The 16,204-nt window shown below is 56.6% G+C and carries 15 protein-coding genes; 6 read left to right on the top strand and 9 right to left on the bottom strand.

Features of this window, described 5'->3' with window-relative positions; all coding sequences use genetic code 11:
* Positions 1 to 46 precede the first annotated feature (46 nt).
* Together carB and AC6IZD_RS06220 are read left to right on the top strand one after the other, a co-directional pair.
* Positions 47 to 3,343 carry a carbamoyl-phosphate synthase large subunit gene (carB, locus tag AC6IZD_RS06215; RefSeq protein WP_497786819.1) on the top strand — a complete coding sequence of 1,099 codons (3,297 nt, stop codon included), beginning with the start codon at positions 47 to 49 and terminating at the stop codon, positions 3,341 to 3,343.
* A 4-nt stretch (positions 3,344 to 3,347) separates the two neighbouring features.
* Positions 3,348 to 3,809: an FKBP-type peptidyl-prolyl cis-trans isomerase gene (locus AC6IZD_RS06220; protein ID WP_497786820.1), complete on the top strand. Its 462-nt coding sequence runs from the start codon at positions 3,348 to 3,350 to the stop codon at positions 3,807 to 3,809.
* A 46-nt stretch (positions 3,810 to 3,855) separates the two neighbouring features.
* Here AC6IZD_RS06220 and AC6IZD_RS06225 read toward each other — a convergent pair whose 3' ends face one another.
* The 9 genes from AC6IZD_RS06225 to AC6IZD_RS06265 form a co-directional block, all read right to left on the bottom strand.
* On the bottom strand, positions 3,856 to 4,893 hold the full coding sequence (locus AC6IZD_RS06225; RefSeq protein WP_497786821.1) for an IPT/TIG domain-containing protein: 1,038 nt from the start codon (positions 4,891 to 4,893) through the stop codon (positions 3,856 to 3,858).
* Positions 4,894 to 4,919: 26 nt separating this feature from the next.
* Positions 4,920 to 5,483: a phosphatidylglycerophosphatase A family protein gene (locus AC6IZD_RS06230; protein ID WP_497786822.1), complete on the bottom strand. Its 564-nt coding sequence runs from the start codon at positions 5,481 to 5,483 to the stop codon at positions 4,920 to 4,922.
* Entirely contained in the window at positions 5,461 to 5,748 is a 288-nt protein-coding gene (locus AC6IZD_RS06235) for a DNA gyrase inhibitor YacG (protein ID WP_497786823.1), read from the bottom strand. Before AC6IZD_RS06235 ends, AC6IZD_RS06230 begins: the two co-directional genes overlap by 23 nt.
* A gap of 15 nt (positions 5,749 to 5,763) precedes the next feature.
* The gene (gene rimO / locus AC6IZD_RS06240; protein WP_497786824.1) at positions 5,764 to 7,308 is read right to left on the bottom strand and encodes a 30S ribosomal protein S12 methylthiotransferase RimO; all 1,545 of its coding nucleotides are present in this window, start codon (positions 7,306 to 7,308) and stop codon (positions 5,764 to 5,766) included.
* Between the two features lie 50 nt (positions 7,309 to 7,358).
* On the bottom strand, positions 7,359 to 7,742 hold the full coding sequence (locus AC6IZD_RS06245; protein ID WP_497786825.1) for a hypothetical protein: 384 nt from the start codon (positions 7,740 to 7,742) through the stop codon (positions 7,359 to 7,361).
* Positions 7,739 to 8,164, bottom strand: a complete 426-nt coding sequence (locus tag AC6IZD_RS06250) for an EamA family transporter (protein WP_497786826.1) — start codon at positions 8,162 to 8,164, stop codon at positions 7,739 to 7,741. Before AC6IZD_RS06250 ends, AC6IZD_RS06245 begins: the two co-directional genes overlap by 4 nt.
* A gap of 81 nt (positions 8,165 to 8,245) precedes the next feature.
* Complete coding sequence (locus AC6IZD_RS06255; protein WP_497786827.1) at positions 8,246 to 9,562, bottom strand: TolC family protein; 1,317 nt, start codon at positions 9,560 to 9,562, stop codon at positions 8,246 to 8,248.
* A 33-nt stretch (positions 9,563 to 9,595) separates the two neighbouring features.
* On the bottom strand, positions 9,596 to 10,603 hold the full coding sequence (locus AC6IZD_RS06260; RefSeq protein ID WP_497786828.1) for a tetratricopeptide repeat protein: 1,008 nt from the start codon (positions 10,601 to 10,603) through the stop codon (positions 9,596 to 9,598).
* Positions 10,603 to 11,859: an efflux RND transporter periplasmic adaptor subunit gene (locus tag AC6IZD_RS06265; protein WP_497786829.1), complete on the bottom strand. Its 1,257-nt coding sequence runs from the start codon at positions 11,857 to 11,859 to the stop codon at positions 10,603 to 10,605. Before AC6IZD_RS06265 ends, AC6IZD_RS06260 begins: the two co-directional genes overlap by 1 nt.
* Positions 11,860 to 11,969: 110 nt before the next feature.
* Here AC6IZD_RS06265 and AC6IZD_RS06270 point away from each other — a divergent pair, with 110 nt between their 5' ends.
* The 4 genes from AC6IZD_RS06270 to AC6IZD_RS06285 all read left to right on the top strand — a co-directional run bounded on the left by AC6IZD_RS06270 (position 11,970) and on the right by AC6IZD_RS06285 (position 15,939).
* Positions 11,970 to 13,022, top strand: a complete 1,053-nt coding sequence (locus AC6IZD_RS06270; RefSeq protein WP_497786830.1) for a YihY/virulence factor BrkB family protein — start codon at positions 11,970 to 11,972, stop codon at positions 13,020 to 13,022.
* Between the two features lie 25 nt (positions 13,023 to 13,047).
* Positions 13,048 to 13,476 carry a preQ(1) synthase gene (gene queF / locus AC6IZD_RS06275; RefSeq protein WP_497786831.1) on the top strand — a complete coding sequence of 143 codons (429 nt, stop codon included), beginning with the start codon at positions 13,048 to 13,050 and terminating at the stop codon, positions 13,474 to 13,476.
* Positions 13,477 to 13,540: 64 nt separating this feature from the next.
* On the top strand, positions 13,541 to 14,773 hold the full coding sequence (locus AC6IZD_RS06280) for a spinster family MFS transporter (protein ID WP_497786832.1): 1,233 nt from the start codon (positions 13,541 to 13,543) through the stop codon (positions 14,771 to 14,773).
* Positions 14,770 to 15,939, top strand: a complete 1,170-nt coding sequence (locus AC6IZD_RS06285) for a glycosyltransferase (protein ID WP_497786833.1) — start codon at positions 14,770 to 14,772, stop codon at positions 15,937 to 15,939. Before AC6IZD_RS06280 ends, AC6IZD_RS06285 begins: the two co-directional genes overlap by 4 nt.
* Positions 15,940 to 16,204: the final 265 nt, after the last annotated feature.

Below are 16,204 nucleotides of genomic sequence, written 5' to 3' on the forward strand. Positions count from 1 at the left end.
TTTGCAGCTTGATCGGCAAGCATTGCAGGTGAGAAAGCATACGTAAATGCCACGTCGCACAGATATATCTAAGATTTTGATCCTTGGTTCGGGGCCGATCGTCATTGGACAGTCGGCGGAGTTTGACTACTCCGGCACACAGGCATGTAAGGCGCTGAAGGCGGAAGGGTTCGAGGTAGTGCTCGTGAACTCGAATCCCGCGACCATCATGACCGATCCGGAGATGGCCGACCGTACTTATGTAGAGCCACTCACGCGGCAGTACGTAGAGGAAATAATCCGTCAGGAAGTAGCGCTCGGTGTGGGCAAGGGAATGGCTGTGCTGCCGACAGTCGGCGGCCAGACAGCTTTGAACCTCGCCGTCGAATTGGCAGATAGCGGCGTGTTGGAGAAGTACGGTGTCATCCTGATTGGCGCGCAACTTGAGGCTATCAAGAAGGCCGAAGACCGCCTGCTCTTCAAAGATGCGATGACTCGCATCGGGCTCGATGTGCCTCGTTCTGCGCTGGTCAACAACCTGAAAGATGGATTAGATTTCTCGAGCAAGCTGGGCTTCCCTGTAGTGCTTCGTCCATCATTCACACTGGGCGGATCAGGTGGCGGTATTGCGTACAACCGCGAAGAACTGCTTGACCTGCTTGCGCGTGGCCTTGATCTTTCGCCTGTGCACGAAGTGCTAATCGAAGAGAGCGTGCTCGGATGGAAAGAGTACGAGCTTGAGGTGATGCGTGATCTGAAGGACAACGTCATCATCGTCTGTTCCATCGAGAACTTCGATCCCATGGGTGTGCACACGGGGGATTCCATCACCGTGGCTCCGGCGCAGACGCTAAGCGACCGTGAATACCAGCGCATGCGCGACGGCGCGATCAAGGTGATGCGCGAGATCGGCGTGGAAACGGGTGGATCGAACGTGCAGTTTGCTGTGAATCCGCTGACAGGTCGCCAGATTGTCATCGAGATGAATCCGCGCGTGTCGCGCTCATCGGCCTTGGCATCGAAAGCCACGGGCTTCCCAATTGCGAAGATTGCCGCACGATTGGCGGTCGGCTATACGCTCGACGAAATCACGAACGACATCACGCAGAAGACTCCGGCATGCTTCGAGCCGACACTCGACTATGTCGTGACAAAGATCCCGAAGTGGCAGTTTGAAAAATTCCCCGGCGCAGATGAAAGCCTTGGGCCGCAGATGAAGTCTGTGGGAGAGGTGATGGCGATCGGTCGCACGTTCAAGGAATCTCTACTGAAGGCCGTTCGCTCGCTCGAGACCGGCAAGCGGTTGGAAGCCGAGGCGATTGAGCCAAAGATCATCACGAAGCGTCTTGTCTCGCCGCACCCGGAGCGCCTGCAGTATGTTCGCTATGCGCTACGCAATGGCTGGAGCGTGCCACAGGTTGCGAAACTGACGGGCATGGATCCGTGGTTCCTCTACCAGCTAAAGGAAATAGGAGACGAGCTCAATGTGCTCTCCGAGAAGTCGCTGGAGACGATTAGCTACGACGACTTGCGCGAAGCCAAGCGCATGGGCATTAGCGACACGCGACTAAGCGAACTATGGAACCTTCCTACGCGAGAAGGAGTCATCAAGGTTTACGAGAAGCGGCAGGGCATGGGTCTCGTCCCTGTTTACAAGCGAGTGGATACTTGCGCTGCTGAGTTCGAGAGCTTCACTCCCTATATGTATTCGACTTTCGAAGAAGAGGATGAAGCGCAGCCTACTTCTCGGAAGAAGGTCATCATTCTCGGCTCGGGACCAAACCGCATAGGGCAGGGAATCGAGTTCGACTATTGCTGCTGCCATGCTGCATTCGCGTTGCGCGATGATGGCTACGAAACCATCATGGTCAACTGCAATCCTGAGACGGTATCGACCGATTACGACACAAGCGATCGTCTCTATTTCGAGCCGCTGACCTTCGAGGACGTGATGTCGATCTACGATCACGAAGCCAAGGGGACAGACGACATTGGAGTGATCGTCCAGTTCGGCGGGCAAACGCCGCTGAACCTTGCGCTGCCCCTGAAGCGAACCGGGGTGAACATTATCGGGACATCGCCTGAATCCATCGATTTGGCCGAGGATCGCAAGCGCTTTGAGGCTCTGCTGCGGGAACTGAATATCCCTCAGTCGCCGGGTGGAATGGCGACCTCCGAAGAAGAGGCATTGGCTGCGGCTGAGAAGGTTGGCTACCCGGTGCTGGTTCGTCCGTCATACGTTCTGGGCGGGCGCGCGATGGTGATCGCTTACGACGCAAAAGCCGTTAAGGAATACATCGAGAAAGCCGTTGAATACTCGCAGGATCGCCCCATCCTGATTGATCACTTTCTTGAAGCCGCGACGGAAGTTGATGTCGATGCATTGTCAGACGGTGAAGACGTCGTGATTGCAGGCATCATGGAGCACATCGAAGAGGCTGGCATCCACTCGGGGGACTCGTCGTGTGTATTGCCAAGTGTCGATCTATCGCCTGAGGTGCTGGAGACGATCCGCGATTACACCTTCAAGCTGGCTAAGGCACTGAATGTCGTGGGCCTGATGAACATTCAGTACGCAATTCAGCGCGAGAAAGTGTACGTCATTGAAGTGAACCCGAGAGCATCGCGCACAGTGCCATACGTCTCGAAAGCTACGGGAGTGCCCTGTGCGAAGATCGCTGCGCGGTTGATGACCGGTCGCAAGCTGAAGGAGTTTTTGCCCGAAAATATTGCACTTCGGAAAGACTTGGATACTGGTGATCACTTCTATGTGAAGTCCCCGGTGTTCCCCTGGAACAAGTTCCCGGGAGTCGACACAGTGCTCGGTCCGGAAATGCGCTCCACAGGCGAAGTGATGGGAGTGGCGGACAATTTTGGCGAGGCGTTTGCTAAGGCGCAGCTTGCCTCGGGACAGGCGCTGCCTGCGAAGGGAACCGTATTCATCAGCGTGAACGAGCGGGACCAAGAGTATGTGGCCGAAGTCGCTCGGAAGTTCATGGATATGGGATTCAAGCTGGTTGCGACCCACGGTACTGCCGAGACTCTGGAAAAGGCGGGTATGCGGGTCGAGCGCGTTTACAAGGTGAAAGAGGGGCGCCCCAATGTAGTCGATTTGATTAAGGGCGACCGGATTCAACTGATCATCAACACACCGCAAGCTCGAGGCGAGCCTTGGTTCGACGAAAAAGCAATCCGCCGTGCCGCGATTACGGCGAGAATACCAACGATCACTACTTTGTCGGCTGCGCGTGCGGTGGTGGAAGGTATTCCGGTGTTGCAGGCTGGAGTGATCAGCGTCAGCAATCTGCAGGAACTGCACGCAACGCACGAATCAGTAAAGCGCGATGCAGTTGCGAAGGAGTAGCAAGATGGTAAGAAAGGCACTGGCGGTGATGCTGGTGTTCGCGTGTTCCGTGTTGGCCGCGGCGCAGAAGGTTCCGCAGCCTGCCACATCTCCTCAGCATCCATCTTCGGTCGATGGTACAACGCCGGTGACTCTGCCCAGCGGACTCGTTTATTGGGATCTGGCCGTGGGCTTGGGCAAAACAGCGGTCAAGGGTAGCACTGTCAAAGTGAATTACACCGGATGGCTGCTGGAGCAGGGGACGAAGTTCGACAGCTCCTACGATCGCGGTCAGCCGTTGGAGTTTACGATCGGGGCAGGCCAGGTGATTAAGGGATGGGAACTGGGTGTCGCTGGTATGAAAGTTGGCGGCAAACGACAGCTTAGAATTCCACCGGAGCTGGCCTACGGATGGCGCGGACAGCCGCCTGATATTCCGCGCAATGCTTATCTCATCTTCGATGTGGAGCTGTTGGAAGTAGAGTAAATCGGCGATTCTGTAGAGGGGCGTCCGAAGGGGCGCCCTTTTTGCGCTACTCAGGCAGTTCAGGAGTCCACATGAAACCGGAAGTTTTCCAAGGCAGGAAGTAAGCTGACGAGGTTGTCGCCAGCACGAGAGCCTTGTTGGGATCGAATGCGAGGCCAACTAAATTTTGGCCGCTAACGACCAGTGACGCTTCCTTGTCCGGGGTGATCTCAATAACGCCGCGATGACCTTGCCACGAAGCCGCCAGGAACAGATTGCCCTCGAGATCAAAGGCAAGCCCCTGAGGCCGTCCGAGGTTGCCGAAGAATGGTGTGACCACGCCATGCGGATCGATCTCATAGACACAGTCGTTTGAAGACGTCGTGGGACCGGTGACGAAGAGACTGCCGTTTGGCGAAAACGCTAAGTGATAGGCAGCCACGCTCGGCTCGAGTGTCGCGAATACAAAGATCTGCCGGTCAGGTGCGATCTTGAAGATTGTGCCGCTGCGATCTCCCACGTAGAGATTCCCTTGCGCATCAAAGGCCAGTCCTGTCGCGACGCCCATCCCTTCGGCATAGGTTGTGAGATCTCCTGTGTTAGACAGCCGATACACCGCACCGTCATGGCGCGAGGACACGTATAGATTGCCCGCCGCATCGAGCGCGAGCCCCGTGGCGTTCATTATGTCGGCTGTGAGCGGGTGCACATTCGACTCATCATCGATTCGGAAAAGGGAATTCGGTACTGACTGGCCGCGGCCGCCAGAGAACGTGACAAATATATTCCCTTCATCGTCGATGGCAGGATTGGCAACGGGATGAAGGTTCTCGGAAAGCAGAGTGGCCAGTGTGAACTCGACCGAGGCCGAGCCGTGGGGCGTGGCAACGCTCAGTGTGTCTCCCGAGGCGTTCTCCGGAACAATGACTGTAAGCTGGTTCGGACTGGCGAAGACTATAGTGCTGAGTGCCTGGCCGAAATACACCTGTGTGGGCTGAGTAAGGCTTGCGAGCAGAGCACGGCCGCGCACCACTACTTCGCCCCCCGGTAGGGCAAAAGAGGGCTCAACGGAGATGATGACGGGAGATTCTGGCTTGGAAGTCATATTTGCGCGGGTACTCTTCGAACTGACTATCTTACGACGCCAAAATGTAACAAGAGCTGTAGAACAACAAACCCGTAAAAACCAGCGCCAAGATCGTCAACAATAATCCCTACGCCCTCCGGACGCAAACGCTCGAGCAACCGGATCGGCGGGGGCTTAAAGATATCAAAACCGCGGAAAAGTATGAAGCCTGCTAGCTGCGCCTTCCATGTGATCGGGGCCGCAACGAGTGTGAGCATCTGCCCGGCAACTTCGTCGATTACCACATGCGAGGGATCGTCGCGATGGCAGGCTCGGGCTGTCAAAGTCGCCGCAGGAATGCCGATTGCTGTAGCCAAGGCACAGTAGGTCAGCGCTGCGGGCGTGAGCATGTTGGTAGGCAGAGCGCGTGCAATCAGCGCCCAGCTAAGAACTGCTCCAAGAGAACCCCAAGTGCCGGGACCCGGCTTCAGCGCACCTGCCCCGAAGAAGGTGGAGACTGTCCACGCCCAATAAGGACGTGTTGGGCGGGCCGAACCTTTCTTGGTGTGCTGCGTCGTGAGCTGAGGATTGCTCGTCGTGTGTTCCTCAGTTTGGCTTTCGGCTTCCATCGTACTCGCTTTCGTTCACTTGGCCAGAGGCTTCGGGCCCTTTGCGCAGGTTTCCGATTTGCCTTTGTCTGGGCTCATTGTACTCGGCTTCGCCGCCCGATTCCGGATCGTTCATCGGAGTTGAGATGATGTAGCCACCACTGACCCACTTGCCGAGATCGATCACTCGGCAACGGTCAGAGCAGAACGGGAAATCCGGATCGGACCTCAGCACGATCTTCCGGCATGTGGGACAACGGAGCGATGCAATCTTCTTCTTTGCCATGGTTCAGTAATCAGGTTAAATCAGCCGGGCGACCAGATCGTACTCGTGCGCTTCTTCTACGATTGCACGATGGAAGCTGCCGGCTTGGGGCGACGCATGTTCGCCGAAATCGTTGATGAAAACCTTGCCGTCGATCTCGGGCGCATGGGCCGTTGTGCGAGCTTCCCAGAGCAGTTCGGTCTCCTCGCTCGGCCCTTCGAGCATTACTTCGATCTCGCGCCCAATCCATTTCTTCATGCGCTGACGGCTGATGCGCTTTTGAAGTTGCATCAGTTTGCGGCGGCGACGCTCAATTTCCTTTGGTGGCACTTTGTCCCCGAGAAGATAGGCAGGCGTACCCTCCTCGTCGGAGTATGCGAAGACTCCGAGCCAATCGAACTGCGCCGCAGTGACGAAGTCACATAGCTGCTGGAAATCTTCTTCTGCTTCTCCGGGAAAGCCCACAATGAATGACGTGCGCAGTGTGACGTCAGGCACGGTCTGGCGTATCTTCGCAATGAGCTTCAAGAAGATTTCTGCCGAGCCGCCCCGCTTCATTCGCTTCAGCATCGCGGTGGATGCATGTTGCAATGGAACGTCAATATAGCGACACAGGCGCGGATACTTCGCCAGGACCTCAAGCAAGCGCGGCGTGACCTTGTTGGGATACGCATACAGGAAACGCACCCAGCGAAGGTCTTCGACTTGCGACAGTTGCTCGAGCAGCAGAGCGAGCCCATCCTGAACGCCGAGGTCCTCGCCAAAACACGTCGTGTCCTGGCCGATCAGGTTGATTTCGCGTACGCCTTGTGTGGCTAAGCGACGCGCTTCGGCCACCACGGACTCAATGCTGCGCGAGCGAAACTTTCCGCGAAGCTGCGGGATGATGCAGAATGCGCACGGATGATCGCAGCCTTCGGCGATTTTGATGTAGGCAGAATGACGAGCCGTAGCCAGCATTCGCGGCGTGTTTTCGTCGTAGAGATAACTTGGAAGCTCCGCGCTGGCACCGGACCACGTATCACGCGCAAAACGACCGGCCTTCTCCCGAGCCTCGCCTTCGGGGCGGGATGGCGGCTCATACAGGCCGCTCTTTAGCTGCTGCGACGCGCTCTCATGCGCGTGCCCGGCAGTGGTCAGGATGTTGAACGGCGACGCTTCATGCGTCACGGGAGCTATTCCTGCTGCGGCAAGAATCTCGGACAGTTCACCTGTACCAAGAACCGCGTCCACCTCGGGAATGTTCTTCTGAATCTCATCGCGATAACGCTCGACGAGGCAACCCGTTACGATCAGTTTCTTGGCGCGTCCACGTGTCTTGTGCTCCGCCATCTCGAGGATGGTATCCACAGACTCCTGCTTAGCCGTATCGATGAATGAGCAGGTATTGATGACAATGATGTCGGCATCATCAGCTTGGGGCGTAATTTCGGCCCCAGAGGTGGACAGCATTCCCATCATCACCTCGGAGTCGACCAGGTTCTTGGGGCAGCCGAGGCTGACAAAGCCCACTCGCGGACGCGTCTGTGCCGGAGTGGATGGCGTGCTGTTTTCTGTGGGGGTACTGGAGTTAATCGGCATTCTTATGCCTATTTTACCAGCAGCCCGCAGATGACATTTGGAGGGCTAAATTAACTGTGGGTGAGTAGAAGCACGCCGCCGCAGACGCATATCGTGGCAAGCCAGCGGCGCTTGTCCACGTTTTCATGCAGGAAGAACTTGGCTCCGAGAGCATTCATGACAAATGTCAGCGCAGCGGACGCGGGACCCATCAGGCTCAGGTCGGCCCAGGAAAGGCCAATAAGATTGCTAAAGAATGCCATCGCCATGAACAGAATTCCACCGAACAGTGCGCCACTGGAAAGAACTCGCGTGATGACGGCCAGGATTCCATGCTTGCGGCGAAAGTCGCCAAGGTCGCCGATGCGTCGCATGGCCAGCGCAATCAGGACATCTCCTGCGGCGGCGGAGCATACTACGAAGAAAATGCAGATCCAGGTGTAGAGGGTTTTCATACGCGTCCTCCGATCGTCTCTTTGGTGGAAGTCGCGGCGGGAGGATGTTCGGTGCGAGATGGGCCGCCGGCTACGAGACCGACCCCCAAGACAATAAGACTGATGCCAGCCCAGCGACGGAAGCTTACATGTTCATGCAGCCAGAAGATGGAAAGCAGAGTCATGAAGACATAGCTGACCGCTGTGGCAGGAAGCACATAAGTTAGGTCGGCAAATGAAAGCGCGGTCATGTAGCTGTACATGAAGCCGATCAGAAATAGAATCCCCAAGATCACATACGGATTGGCCAGCGCCGTGAACACCGTCGCGAGATGGTGCACGTCAATTGCACCAACGTCCTTCATTCCGCGTGACAGGAACGTGTCTCCAATGGAGCTGAAGATAACGACAAAAAGTAGAACCAGGTATTTGCGAAAGTTCAAATTAGGCTTCCTGGGTGAAGGTCAATCCTGATGTGCGGCGCATGCAGCCTGCCGATCAGACACGCAAAGCAGGCGCTAGAGCTATTTGCCCAGCGCCCATGTGCGAAGCTCGCCGATTTGGCGCAGAAGCTTGAGTTGGGCTTGCAGATACTCAAACTGGCTCTGCAAATATGCCACCTGACGATTCGCGATGTCGGCCCGCGCCATTTCCTGATCCTGTGCCGTGGCCTTGCCATTCTGAATCTGAAGTTGGACGGCATCAATGTTGGCCTGAGCCAATTCAAATTCCAGACGCGAGACGTTTGCCGCCGCTTGAAGCTGTCGCAGTGCGCGCTGTGAGCGGATTGCATCCATGGCCACTTGATCGCGAACAGTTTGGGCATCGGCCTGCGCCCGGAGAGCTTCGGCATCGGCTGCTGCCGCACGGGCATTCTGGCTCAAGTTAAAGATCGGAATCCGCATGTTGATTCCGAAACTGTAATTGTGCCGCGTGAAGCTCTTGTAATACTGGTCGTAGTTGTTAAAAGCCGCGAGTTCCTCATACTGTCCAGCGAAATCAATCGATGGATAGTTGACCCGGTGCTCGGCACGCGCACGTAGTTTGGCGCCGCGGGCATGTTCGTCGGCTACGCGCACTGCATTGGAGTTAGAAACCGCGGCCCGGGACGCGTCATCATCGGTGTTGAATGTTGGTGCTGAGGGGATCGACGTGGAAACGGTCTCGAGAGAAGCCGGCTTACGGCCGACTGCGAGCGCCAAGCGCTCTCTCAATACGTCGGCTGCGCCTTCAAGCTCGGCGATACGAAGATCCACGCGCGCCAAGTCGAGTTCAGCGCGTTTGCTGTCGATCTCGCTGCCTAATCCTTCATGCTGGCGCTGTTGAGCTACGAAGAGAGCGTGATTGACTGCCTCTCTTTGTTGTCTCGCGAAGTTGAGTCGCTGAGTAGTGTTGTCGAGTTCGATGTAGATCAGGGAAGTGTCGAGGATGACCTGCTCGCCGCGATCCACATAATCCATATTGGCTGCCACTGAGTCGCTGTGTGCAGCCCGCACCACGTCACGCTGGGCGAGGTTGAATACCGACTGAGTATGAGTCAGATTGAAAAGCGAAGGTGCCTGCCCGGCGATAGCTACCGGAATGCCTACGCTATAGCCCAGGCCGGAACCGAAGACTACTGTCGGAAAATATGCGTCGCGTTCCGCATGATAGCGTTCCGCTGCGCGGGCACGGTCGGCTGAGGCCGCCAGCATTACACCGCTATGCTTCAGGGCTAGTTCAACCGCCTGCCGGAACTCGAGCTGCTCGGCATGCATGGGTTGTGCGGCAAGTGGCACAAGAGCAAGCAACAGAGCTGCCATTTTGCGAGAACGCGGGCCTCTGGCTCTTAGGTTCTTCATGGAATCGTTCTCCTCCGCTCGCTGGCCGCGCATCTAGCGCTGACCCAGGCGCCGAAGCGCATCTGCGGCGGGGCGATAGGAACTCGCCAGAGCTAACGCTGCACGGTATTCAGCAACAGCATGGGACGAGTTTCCGCTCTTCAGCAGAATTTCTCCAAGTAGGTAGTGCGCGCGAAATGCCGGAGCTGTTTCTTCCGTATGACCGCTCTGTATGTAGGCACGCATCTGCTGCTCTGCTTCAGGAAGATTGCGGTTCGTGTTCAGCAGTAACTCGGCGGCGTCGTAGCGATCACTGGGGCGAATGCGAGGGGATTTCACTGCTCGCTGCACCATTTCCTGTAGCTGATCCCAGCGCTTACGGCCTCTCAGGTAATGCGCGAACTCAAGGTATGTGGCTGCGGAGTTGTTGTCCAGCCGGATTGCCTCGGAGTATTGGCGCTCCGCCTCTGCGTGATTGCCTTCATGTCCCGCTACGACACCGCGAATCCAGGCGGCGTCGGCCGGATGTTGAGCTGCGAGTTCTGCAGCAAGTGCCAACGCTTTGTCCGATCCACCACCAACGATCGCGGGAGCGGTCGCGTAGTATTCGGCGAGGTCTCGAGCGATGTCCACACGGCTGCGGTCGAGATTGTGCGCGGCGATGAATGCGGCAACCGTTTTGCGCGCTAACGAGTAGCCTGAGAGCGGTCCAGCAACGTTAGCCTTTTCACCATAGCTTCGTCCAAGCCAGAGCTGGTAACTCGCGTTTCGGGAATCAGACTGAACGGCGCGCTCGCAGTTGCGAATGGCGTTGTCCCAATCGCCCAAAGCGTAGTAGCTGCGGCAAACATAATTCAGTGCTGAGGCGTTTCCTACCGCCGCCTGCGGAAGCAGCAAACGAAGTGCCTCATCAATGCGTCCAGCATCGAGAAGCTCTCGTGGAGCATTGTTTGCGGCCTGGGCAGTGGATGCCAGCGGGCAGAGCAGAAGTAGGAACAACATCCGCAGCATGCGGCTGACCGAAGATACGAAATACGGGCGGACGCGAAGTTCTGTGGTCATTACGCAGGATTCTCTACGATCTTTACCTCGACACCATCCGACATAGGCGACGGACTGAAGGACTGAACACCGATGGTGTCATTTTGGGTTATTCCACTCACAATTTCGACACGGGTGAGGTTCGAAATGCCGAGCTTTACTTCCCGTCGCCAGAGGTGTTTGTCCCTGAGTACATAAACATAATTACGACCGTCATCCTCACGAACTGCCTCGCGAGGGACTGTAAGAGCGTTGTCCTTGTTCGTGGCGATAATCGTGGTGCCGACGTTCACATTCGGCAGCAGAACGCGATCGGAGTTATCGACCTTGCAAAGGATTTCACCCACAACACGCGAGCCGCGGTTCACGACCGTGGAGGGGAGAGTAGTTACCGTGCCTTGCCAGGACTTTCCGGGCACTGCATCCCACGTGATCTTCACCGTCTGACCGAGGGATAGGCGGCCAATCTCTGGTTCATCGACGAATGCACGAACCTGCAACTGCGAAAGATCAGCTTCCATCAGAAGCAGTTCACCGATATTTACGAAGGCTCCAGCGCGTGCTGGCAGAAAATAGACAGTTCCATCAAACGGAGCGCGAACATTGCAATCGCGTATAACCTGTTGGGCGGAATCGACCGAGGCTTTTGCCTCTGCAATCTCGGATTGCCAGTGTGCCCGGTCCTGAGGTGAGTAGCGCACCTGAGACTGCAACTGGGTCAGGTCAGCTTTGGCACGGGTCACTCGGTCGCGGGCGGCGGTTACTTCTTCGGACGTGGCGGCACCACGCTGTTGCAGGCGCTCAAGGGAGGTTAGCTGCCTTTCCGCTGAGTCGCGGTCGATGATGGCCTTCTGTAGTTCGGCCTGTCTCGAAAGTACCTGCTGCTGATTGCCTCCGGCGAGCAGGTTGGAATAGCCGGCTTGGGCCGCTTTCAGTCTTGCCTCGGCTGCAGCCAGATCGGTGCGAGCGCGCGAATCATCGAGCACGACCAGAAGCTGTCCTGCCTTTACAGCCTCTCCTTCTTTGACTAAGACCTTGCGAACCGTTACGGCCAAAGGAGCGTGGGCTTCAAAGCTACGAATTGGCTCCACTTTGCCATTGGTGACAATAGAACTCGACAGGTTCTGGAGAACGGGTTTCACGACTGAGACGCGGATGCGGCGAGGCCGAAGCTCGAGGTAAGCTCCAGCTGCAAGGAGAACAATCAGCAGAATTGCTATCGTCGTTATCCAGCGCCGGCGGCCTTCGCCAGAGCTGTTAAGGGTTCCATTAGGCATGAGTAACAGCTTTCAGTATATCTGAGCGATCAATTCCCGAGGTCAACTGTTCCAGACTAGGAGGTTTGTTGCAGATTTGGCAAGTTACTACGTTGATTTGTCAAACTACGATGTTTCGAACGCTGACCAGTGGTTTGCCCTACGCGAAAACCATTGCAACCTATCATCTATGCCCGGAGCCCCAAACCATCATCGAAAGACACTACGGCAAGCCCAAAGACACTCAGACAAGGTCGCTCGAAGTCTGGGCAAGGCGGTGGATTGTGCGAAAGTGGGCACGGATTTTAAAGAACGCAATCTCGGACGTAGACCAGAATCACACGATGGCCTTTGCCGCGGGACTTTCGTACTACTTCGTCCTTAGCCTGTTTCCGGCATTGATCGCCCTTTCGGCTGTCGTAGGATTCCTCCCTATTCCCAATTTGTTCGATCAGACTCTGGGACTGATGAGCCGTTTCGTCCCGGCCGACAGCATGGGAGTCGTGCGCCAAATCGTGCACGATGTCATTAACCCGCATAAGGGCGCGTTGTTGTCCTTTGGCTTGATCGGTACTTTGTGGTCCGCGTCCAGCGGATTTGCAGGGATGATTGAAGCACTGAATGTCGCCTACAACGTTCCTGAGACACGTCCTTATTGGAAGACCCGCGGCTTGGCGCTGCTTATGACCTTCATCGTAGGTGGGCTTCTTCTGGTCGCCTTGGCCATGATGCTCGTAGGGCCACGTTTCGGCGAGTGGTTGGCCGGAATGCTGCACCTGAGCTTCGTCTGGGCCCGCGTCTGGCCCATCATCCGTTGGGCAGTTTCAGGTGCTTTCATTGTCATAGCGGTGGAACTCCTGTACTTCATGGCTCCCAATGTGAGGCAGCGATTCTGGCATACGCTGAGCGGGGCGATCTTTGCCGTTGCTGGCTGGCTGCTTCTTTCTTTCGGGTTAGGGATCTATTTCCAGCGGTTTGCCAACTTCAATAAGACTTACGGCGCACTGGGCGGAGCCATCGCCTTGATGACTTGGCTTTATTGGAGTTCCTTCGTGATCTTGCTGGGCGCTGAGATTAATGGCGAAGTTCTACAGGCGAATGGTGACGGAACGCTACCTTTGAAGCAAGCTCCGCCAGAGAAAGTCGCTCCGAAACCAGCGACCGCCGGCGATATCGCTGCCTGAGCTGCTGGTCAGCTAGAATAGCTGAATGGCAACCAGAAAAGAGAAGAATGCGGTCCCGGGTGCAACGCGCCTCGGCTACACTCCACACCATGCTGAAAGCGGCTTGGATCATGAATTCCCGGCAATCGAGTGCTGGCCCAACCAGTTTCCCGCTTACGAAATCGAAATTGATATCCCGGAGTTCACTTCCGTCTGTCCAAAGACAGGCTTGCCCGATTTTGGAACCCTCTGGATTCGATACGTTCCTAACAAGCTCTGTCTCGAACTGAAATCTCTGAAGGAATACATCAACGACTACCGCAACCTTGGTATCTTCCAGGAAAACGTGGTTAACCAGGTACTTGAGGATGTCGTGAAGGCGTGCAAGCCTGTCTCGTGCGAGATTCGTGGACAGTTCCGCCCTCGTGGCGGACTTGGAACACTGGTAGTTGCACGCTATCCGCGCAAGAAGTAAAAGGGCAAAGCAGGATTAGCGGTTCGAATTCGCTGGGCATACCAACCGAAACGAGGCATACCGCTTGACCGACGAGCAAGGACGGGTGAAGCGTTGGGCGACAACAGCGCTGGTGATTCTCTCGGCGCTGAACTTCGTGAACTACATCGACCGCTCGGTGCTATTCGCCGTGCAACCGCTGGTTCAGCATGAGTTCCCCGGATCCGACGCCAAGTTCGGACTGTTAACTACGGCCTTTTTCTTTTGCTACATGGCAACGGCTCCGCTGGTCGGTTGGCTGGCGGACCGTTACCAGCGCCGATACATCATGGCCTGTGGCGCACTGCTGTGGAGTGCTGCAACGCTGCTCACGGCGGTAACGAACAACTTCACTGAATTGATGATCCGGCACACGCTGGTCGGGGTGGGCGAGGCGACCTTCGTGACGATCGCTCCTTCGTTCCTTGCCGACCTTCACCCGGAGCATCGACGAGGTCGGGTGCTTTCGGTCTTCTATCTTGCAATCCCCGTGGGTACGGCGCTCGGATATCTGCTCGGCGGCGCTTTAGCAGCAAAATGGGGCTGGAGAGCACCATTCCTAGTGGGTGCGGTGCCCGGTGTACTACTCGGACTGTTTCTACTGCGGGTTCCGGAACCAAAGCGTGGAGCCCAGGACCATCTGGCCGTTACCGTGGAGCGCGGAACATTCCTCGGACTTTGGCGCAACCCAGCTTTCTGGACCGGGACGCTTGGGATGGCGATGATGACGTTTGCTGTGGGAGGCATGCAGGTCTGGATGCCGACCTTCCTTTCGCGGATCCGCGGAGTGCCGCTCGACAAGGCTAATCTGCGGTTCGGTCTGATGACTCTTGCTGCCGGAATTTTGGCAACGATGCTTGGCGGTTGGCTCGGCGATCGCATGGAACAACGAAAGCGTGGCGGCCACTGCCTGATTTCCGCCATCGGAATGTCCCTCGCTCTACCGGCCGTCCTTCTTGCGGTTTTCCATACCGGCTCGTGGATGTACCCGTCGATCTTTTTAGGCGAGTTCTTCCTATTGCTGAATACCGCACCGCTCAATGCGGCCATCCTAAATTCAGTTGCAGCACCCATTCGCTCCACAGCCTTCGCCGTGAACATTTTCACGATTCATCTGCTCGGTGATGCATTTTCGCCGAGCCTCATGGGATACATCTCCGACCGCAGCAACATGCAGATGGCCTTTGTAGCCGCCTCAGCGGCAATTGCCATTTCGGCAGCACTGCTGTTCGTCGGCATGCGTTATGCGCCGCAACTGCCGCCGGGAGACTCCGTGTGACGGTGTTGCACGCATTGAATCTGATATCGGGAATTGGGTCGGGTGCGACATGGCTCTACCACATGATGGCCGCTGCCAAAGGCATTCAGTCCATCCCAGAACTGACTCGGCCTGAGTTTGCTGTGCCTGCGAGCTCGAAGTTGCCGCGTGTGAGCATCGTCGTCCCGGCTCGCAATGAGGCGGCTATGATCGAGACCGCAGTTCGCTCGCTGCTCACCATCGACTATCCCGATTACGAGCTCGTCGTTGTTGACGATCGTTCTGAGGATGAGACTGGCCGCATTCTCGACAGGCTTCAGGAAGAATACGGCAGCCGTCTGGTTGTGGTGCATGTTAGCGAACTGCCCACGGGGTGGCTGGGCAAGACTCACGCAATGTGGAGCGCCGCAAAGGCTTCCTCCGGAGAGTGGATACTGTTCAGCGATGCCGACGTAGTGCACGCTCCGGAAGCATTGCGCCGCGCTGTGCATTATGCAGAACAGCAGCGCGCCAGTCACGTGGTGCTTCTGCCCACCATGCAGATGGAGACCGTCGGCGAGCGCATGATGATCTCTTTCTTCCAGGCCATGTTCATCTTCGCCTATCGGCCATGGAAGGTGTGCGATCCCAACGCACGTGACTCGATGGGAGTCGGCGCATTCAATCTGATCCGCCGTTCTGCCTACGAGAAGATCGGCACTTATGAATCTATGCGCCTGAGCGTCGTGGACGACATGCGCCTCGGCGAGAAGGCAAAGCAGGCCGGGGTCGGTTCATGCGTGGCTTTTGGAGAGGGAATGGTTTCGATCCGCTGGGCTGTGGGTGCGCGCGGAGTGGTACAGAACCTCACGAAGAACTTCTTCGCCCAGCTTCGATATAGCGTGCCGTTCGCAATTTTAGCTGCAATAGGGATGCTTTGGCTGCACCTTGGACCGTGGCTTGGCACCGCATTTTCGTCCGGGTGGACGCGAGCGGGCTACGCGTTAGCGCTGGCATCTCTGTGGACGATCTACGCCGCAATGGGAAGACGCACTAAGATCAGCATCGGCTACGTCCTGCTACATCCAGTAGCGAGCCTCGTCATGGTGTTTACGATGATTCGCTCAACGGTGCTTACTCTGCTACACGGCGGAGTCGATTGGCGCGGGACCTTCTATCCGCTATCCGAGTTGCGTCGTCAGGCCTGATCGCCAAGTTAGTTCAACTTTCGTTTGCGGTGCGAAGGTGTGATTTGAATCGGCCCCATGCTGCGGCTGGCGTCGAACTCTGAGGGCTTTCCATCGGAAAATATACGAAGTTGCTTGCGGCTATTCAGCACCAGTTCAGGGCTCGCACCATGCTGCTTCACGTCACCAATTAGCATCAGCGTCCGCGCACGCAAATTCGATACATCTCCGAATTCGCTCCGCTGCTCTGCTGGGATCACTACGTGCAGTCGCGTTTCTCCTTTGG

It is taken from the genome of Koromonas humicola (assembly GCF_059726255.1).

What these genes read in the sequence shown, in the direction of transcription:
- AC6IZD_RS06270 (WP_497786830.1), top strand. Translation starts at nt 11,970, where the DNA reads ATGTTTCGAACGCTGACCAGTGGTTTGCCCTACGCGAAAACCATTGCA.
- AC6IZD_RS06225 (WP_497786821.1), bottom strand. Translation starts at nt 4,893, where the DNA reads ATGACTTCCAAGCCAGAATCTCCCGTCATCATCTCCGTTGAGCCCTCT.
- AC6IZD_RS06230 (WP_497786822.1), bottom strand. Translation starts at nt 5,483, where the DNA reads ATGGAAGCCGAAAGCCAAACTGAGGAACACACGACGAGCAATCCTCAG.
- AC6IZD_RS06235 (WP_497786823.1), bottom strand. Translation starts at nt 5,748, where the DNA reads ATGGCAAAGAAGAAGATTGCATCGCTCCGTTGTCCCACATGCCGGAAG.
- carB (WP_497786819.1), top strand. Translation starts at nt 47, where the DNA reads ATGCCACGTCGCACAGATATATCTAAGATTTTGATCCTTGGTTCGGGG.
- AC6IZD_RS06260 (WP_497786828.1), bottom strand. Translation starts at nt 10,603, where the DNA reads ATGACCACAGAACTTCGCGTCCGCCCGTATTTCGTATCTTCGGTCAGC.
- AC6IZD_RS06255 (WP_497786827.1), bottom strand. Translation starts at nt 9,562, where the DNA reads ATGAAGAACCTAAGAGCCAGAGGCCCGCGTTCTCGCAAAATGGCAGCT.
- AC6IZD_RS06265 (WP_497786829.1), bottom strand. Translation starts at nt 11,859, where the DNA reads ATGCCTAATGGAACCCTTAACAGCTCTGGCGAAGGCCGCCGGCGCTGG.
- rimO (WP_497786824.1), bottom strand. Translation starts at nt 7,308, where the DNA reads ATGCCGATTAACTCCAGTACCCCCACAGAAAACAGCACGCCATCCACT.
- AC6IZD_RS06245 (WP_497786825.1), bottom strand. Translation starts at nt 7,742, where the DNA reads ATGAAAACCCTCTACACCTGGATCTGCATTTTCTTCGTAGTATGCTCC.
- AC6IZD_RS06220 (WP_497786820.1), top strand. Translation starts at nt 3,348, where the DNA reads ATGGTAAGAAAGGCACTGGCGGTGATGCTGGTGTTCGCGTGTTCCGTG.
- queF (WP_497786831.1), top strand. Translation starts at nt 13,048, where the DNA reads ATGGCAACCAGAAAAGAGAAGAATGCGGTCCCGGGTGCAACGCGCCTC.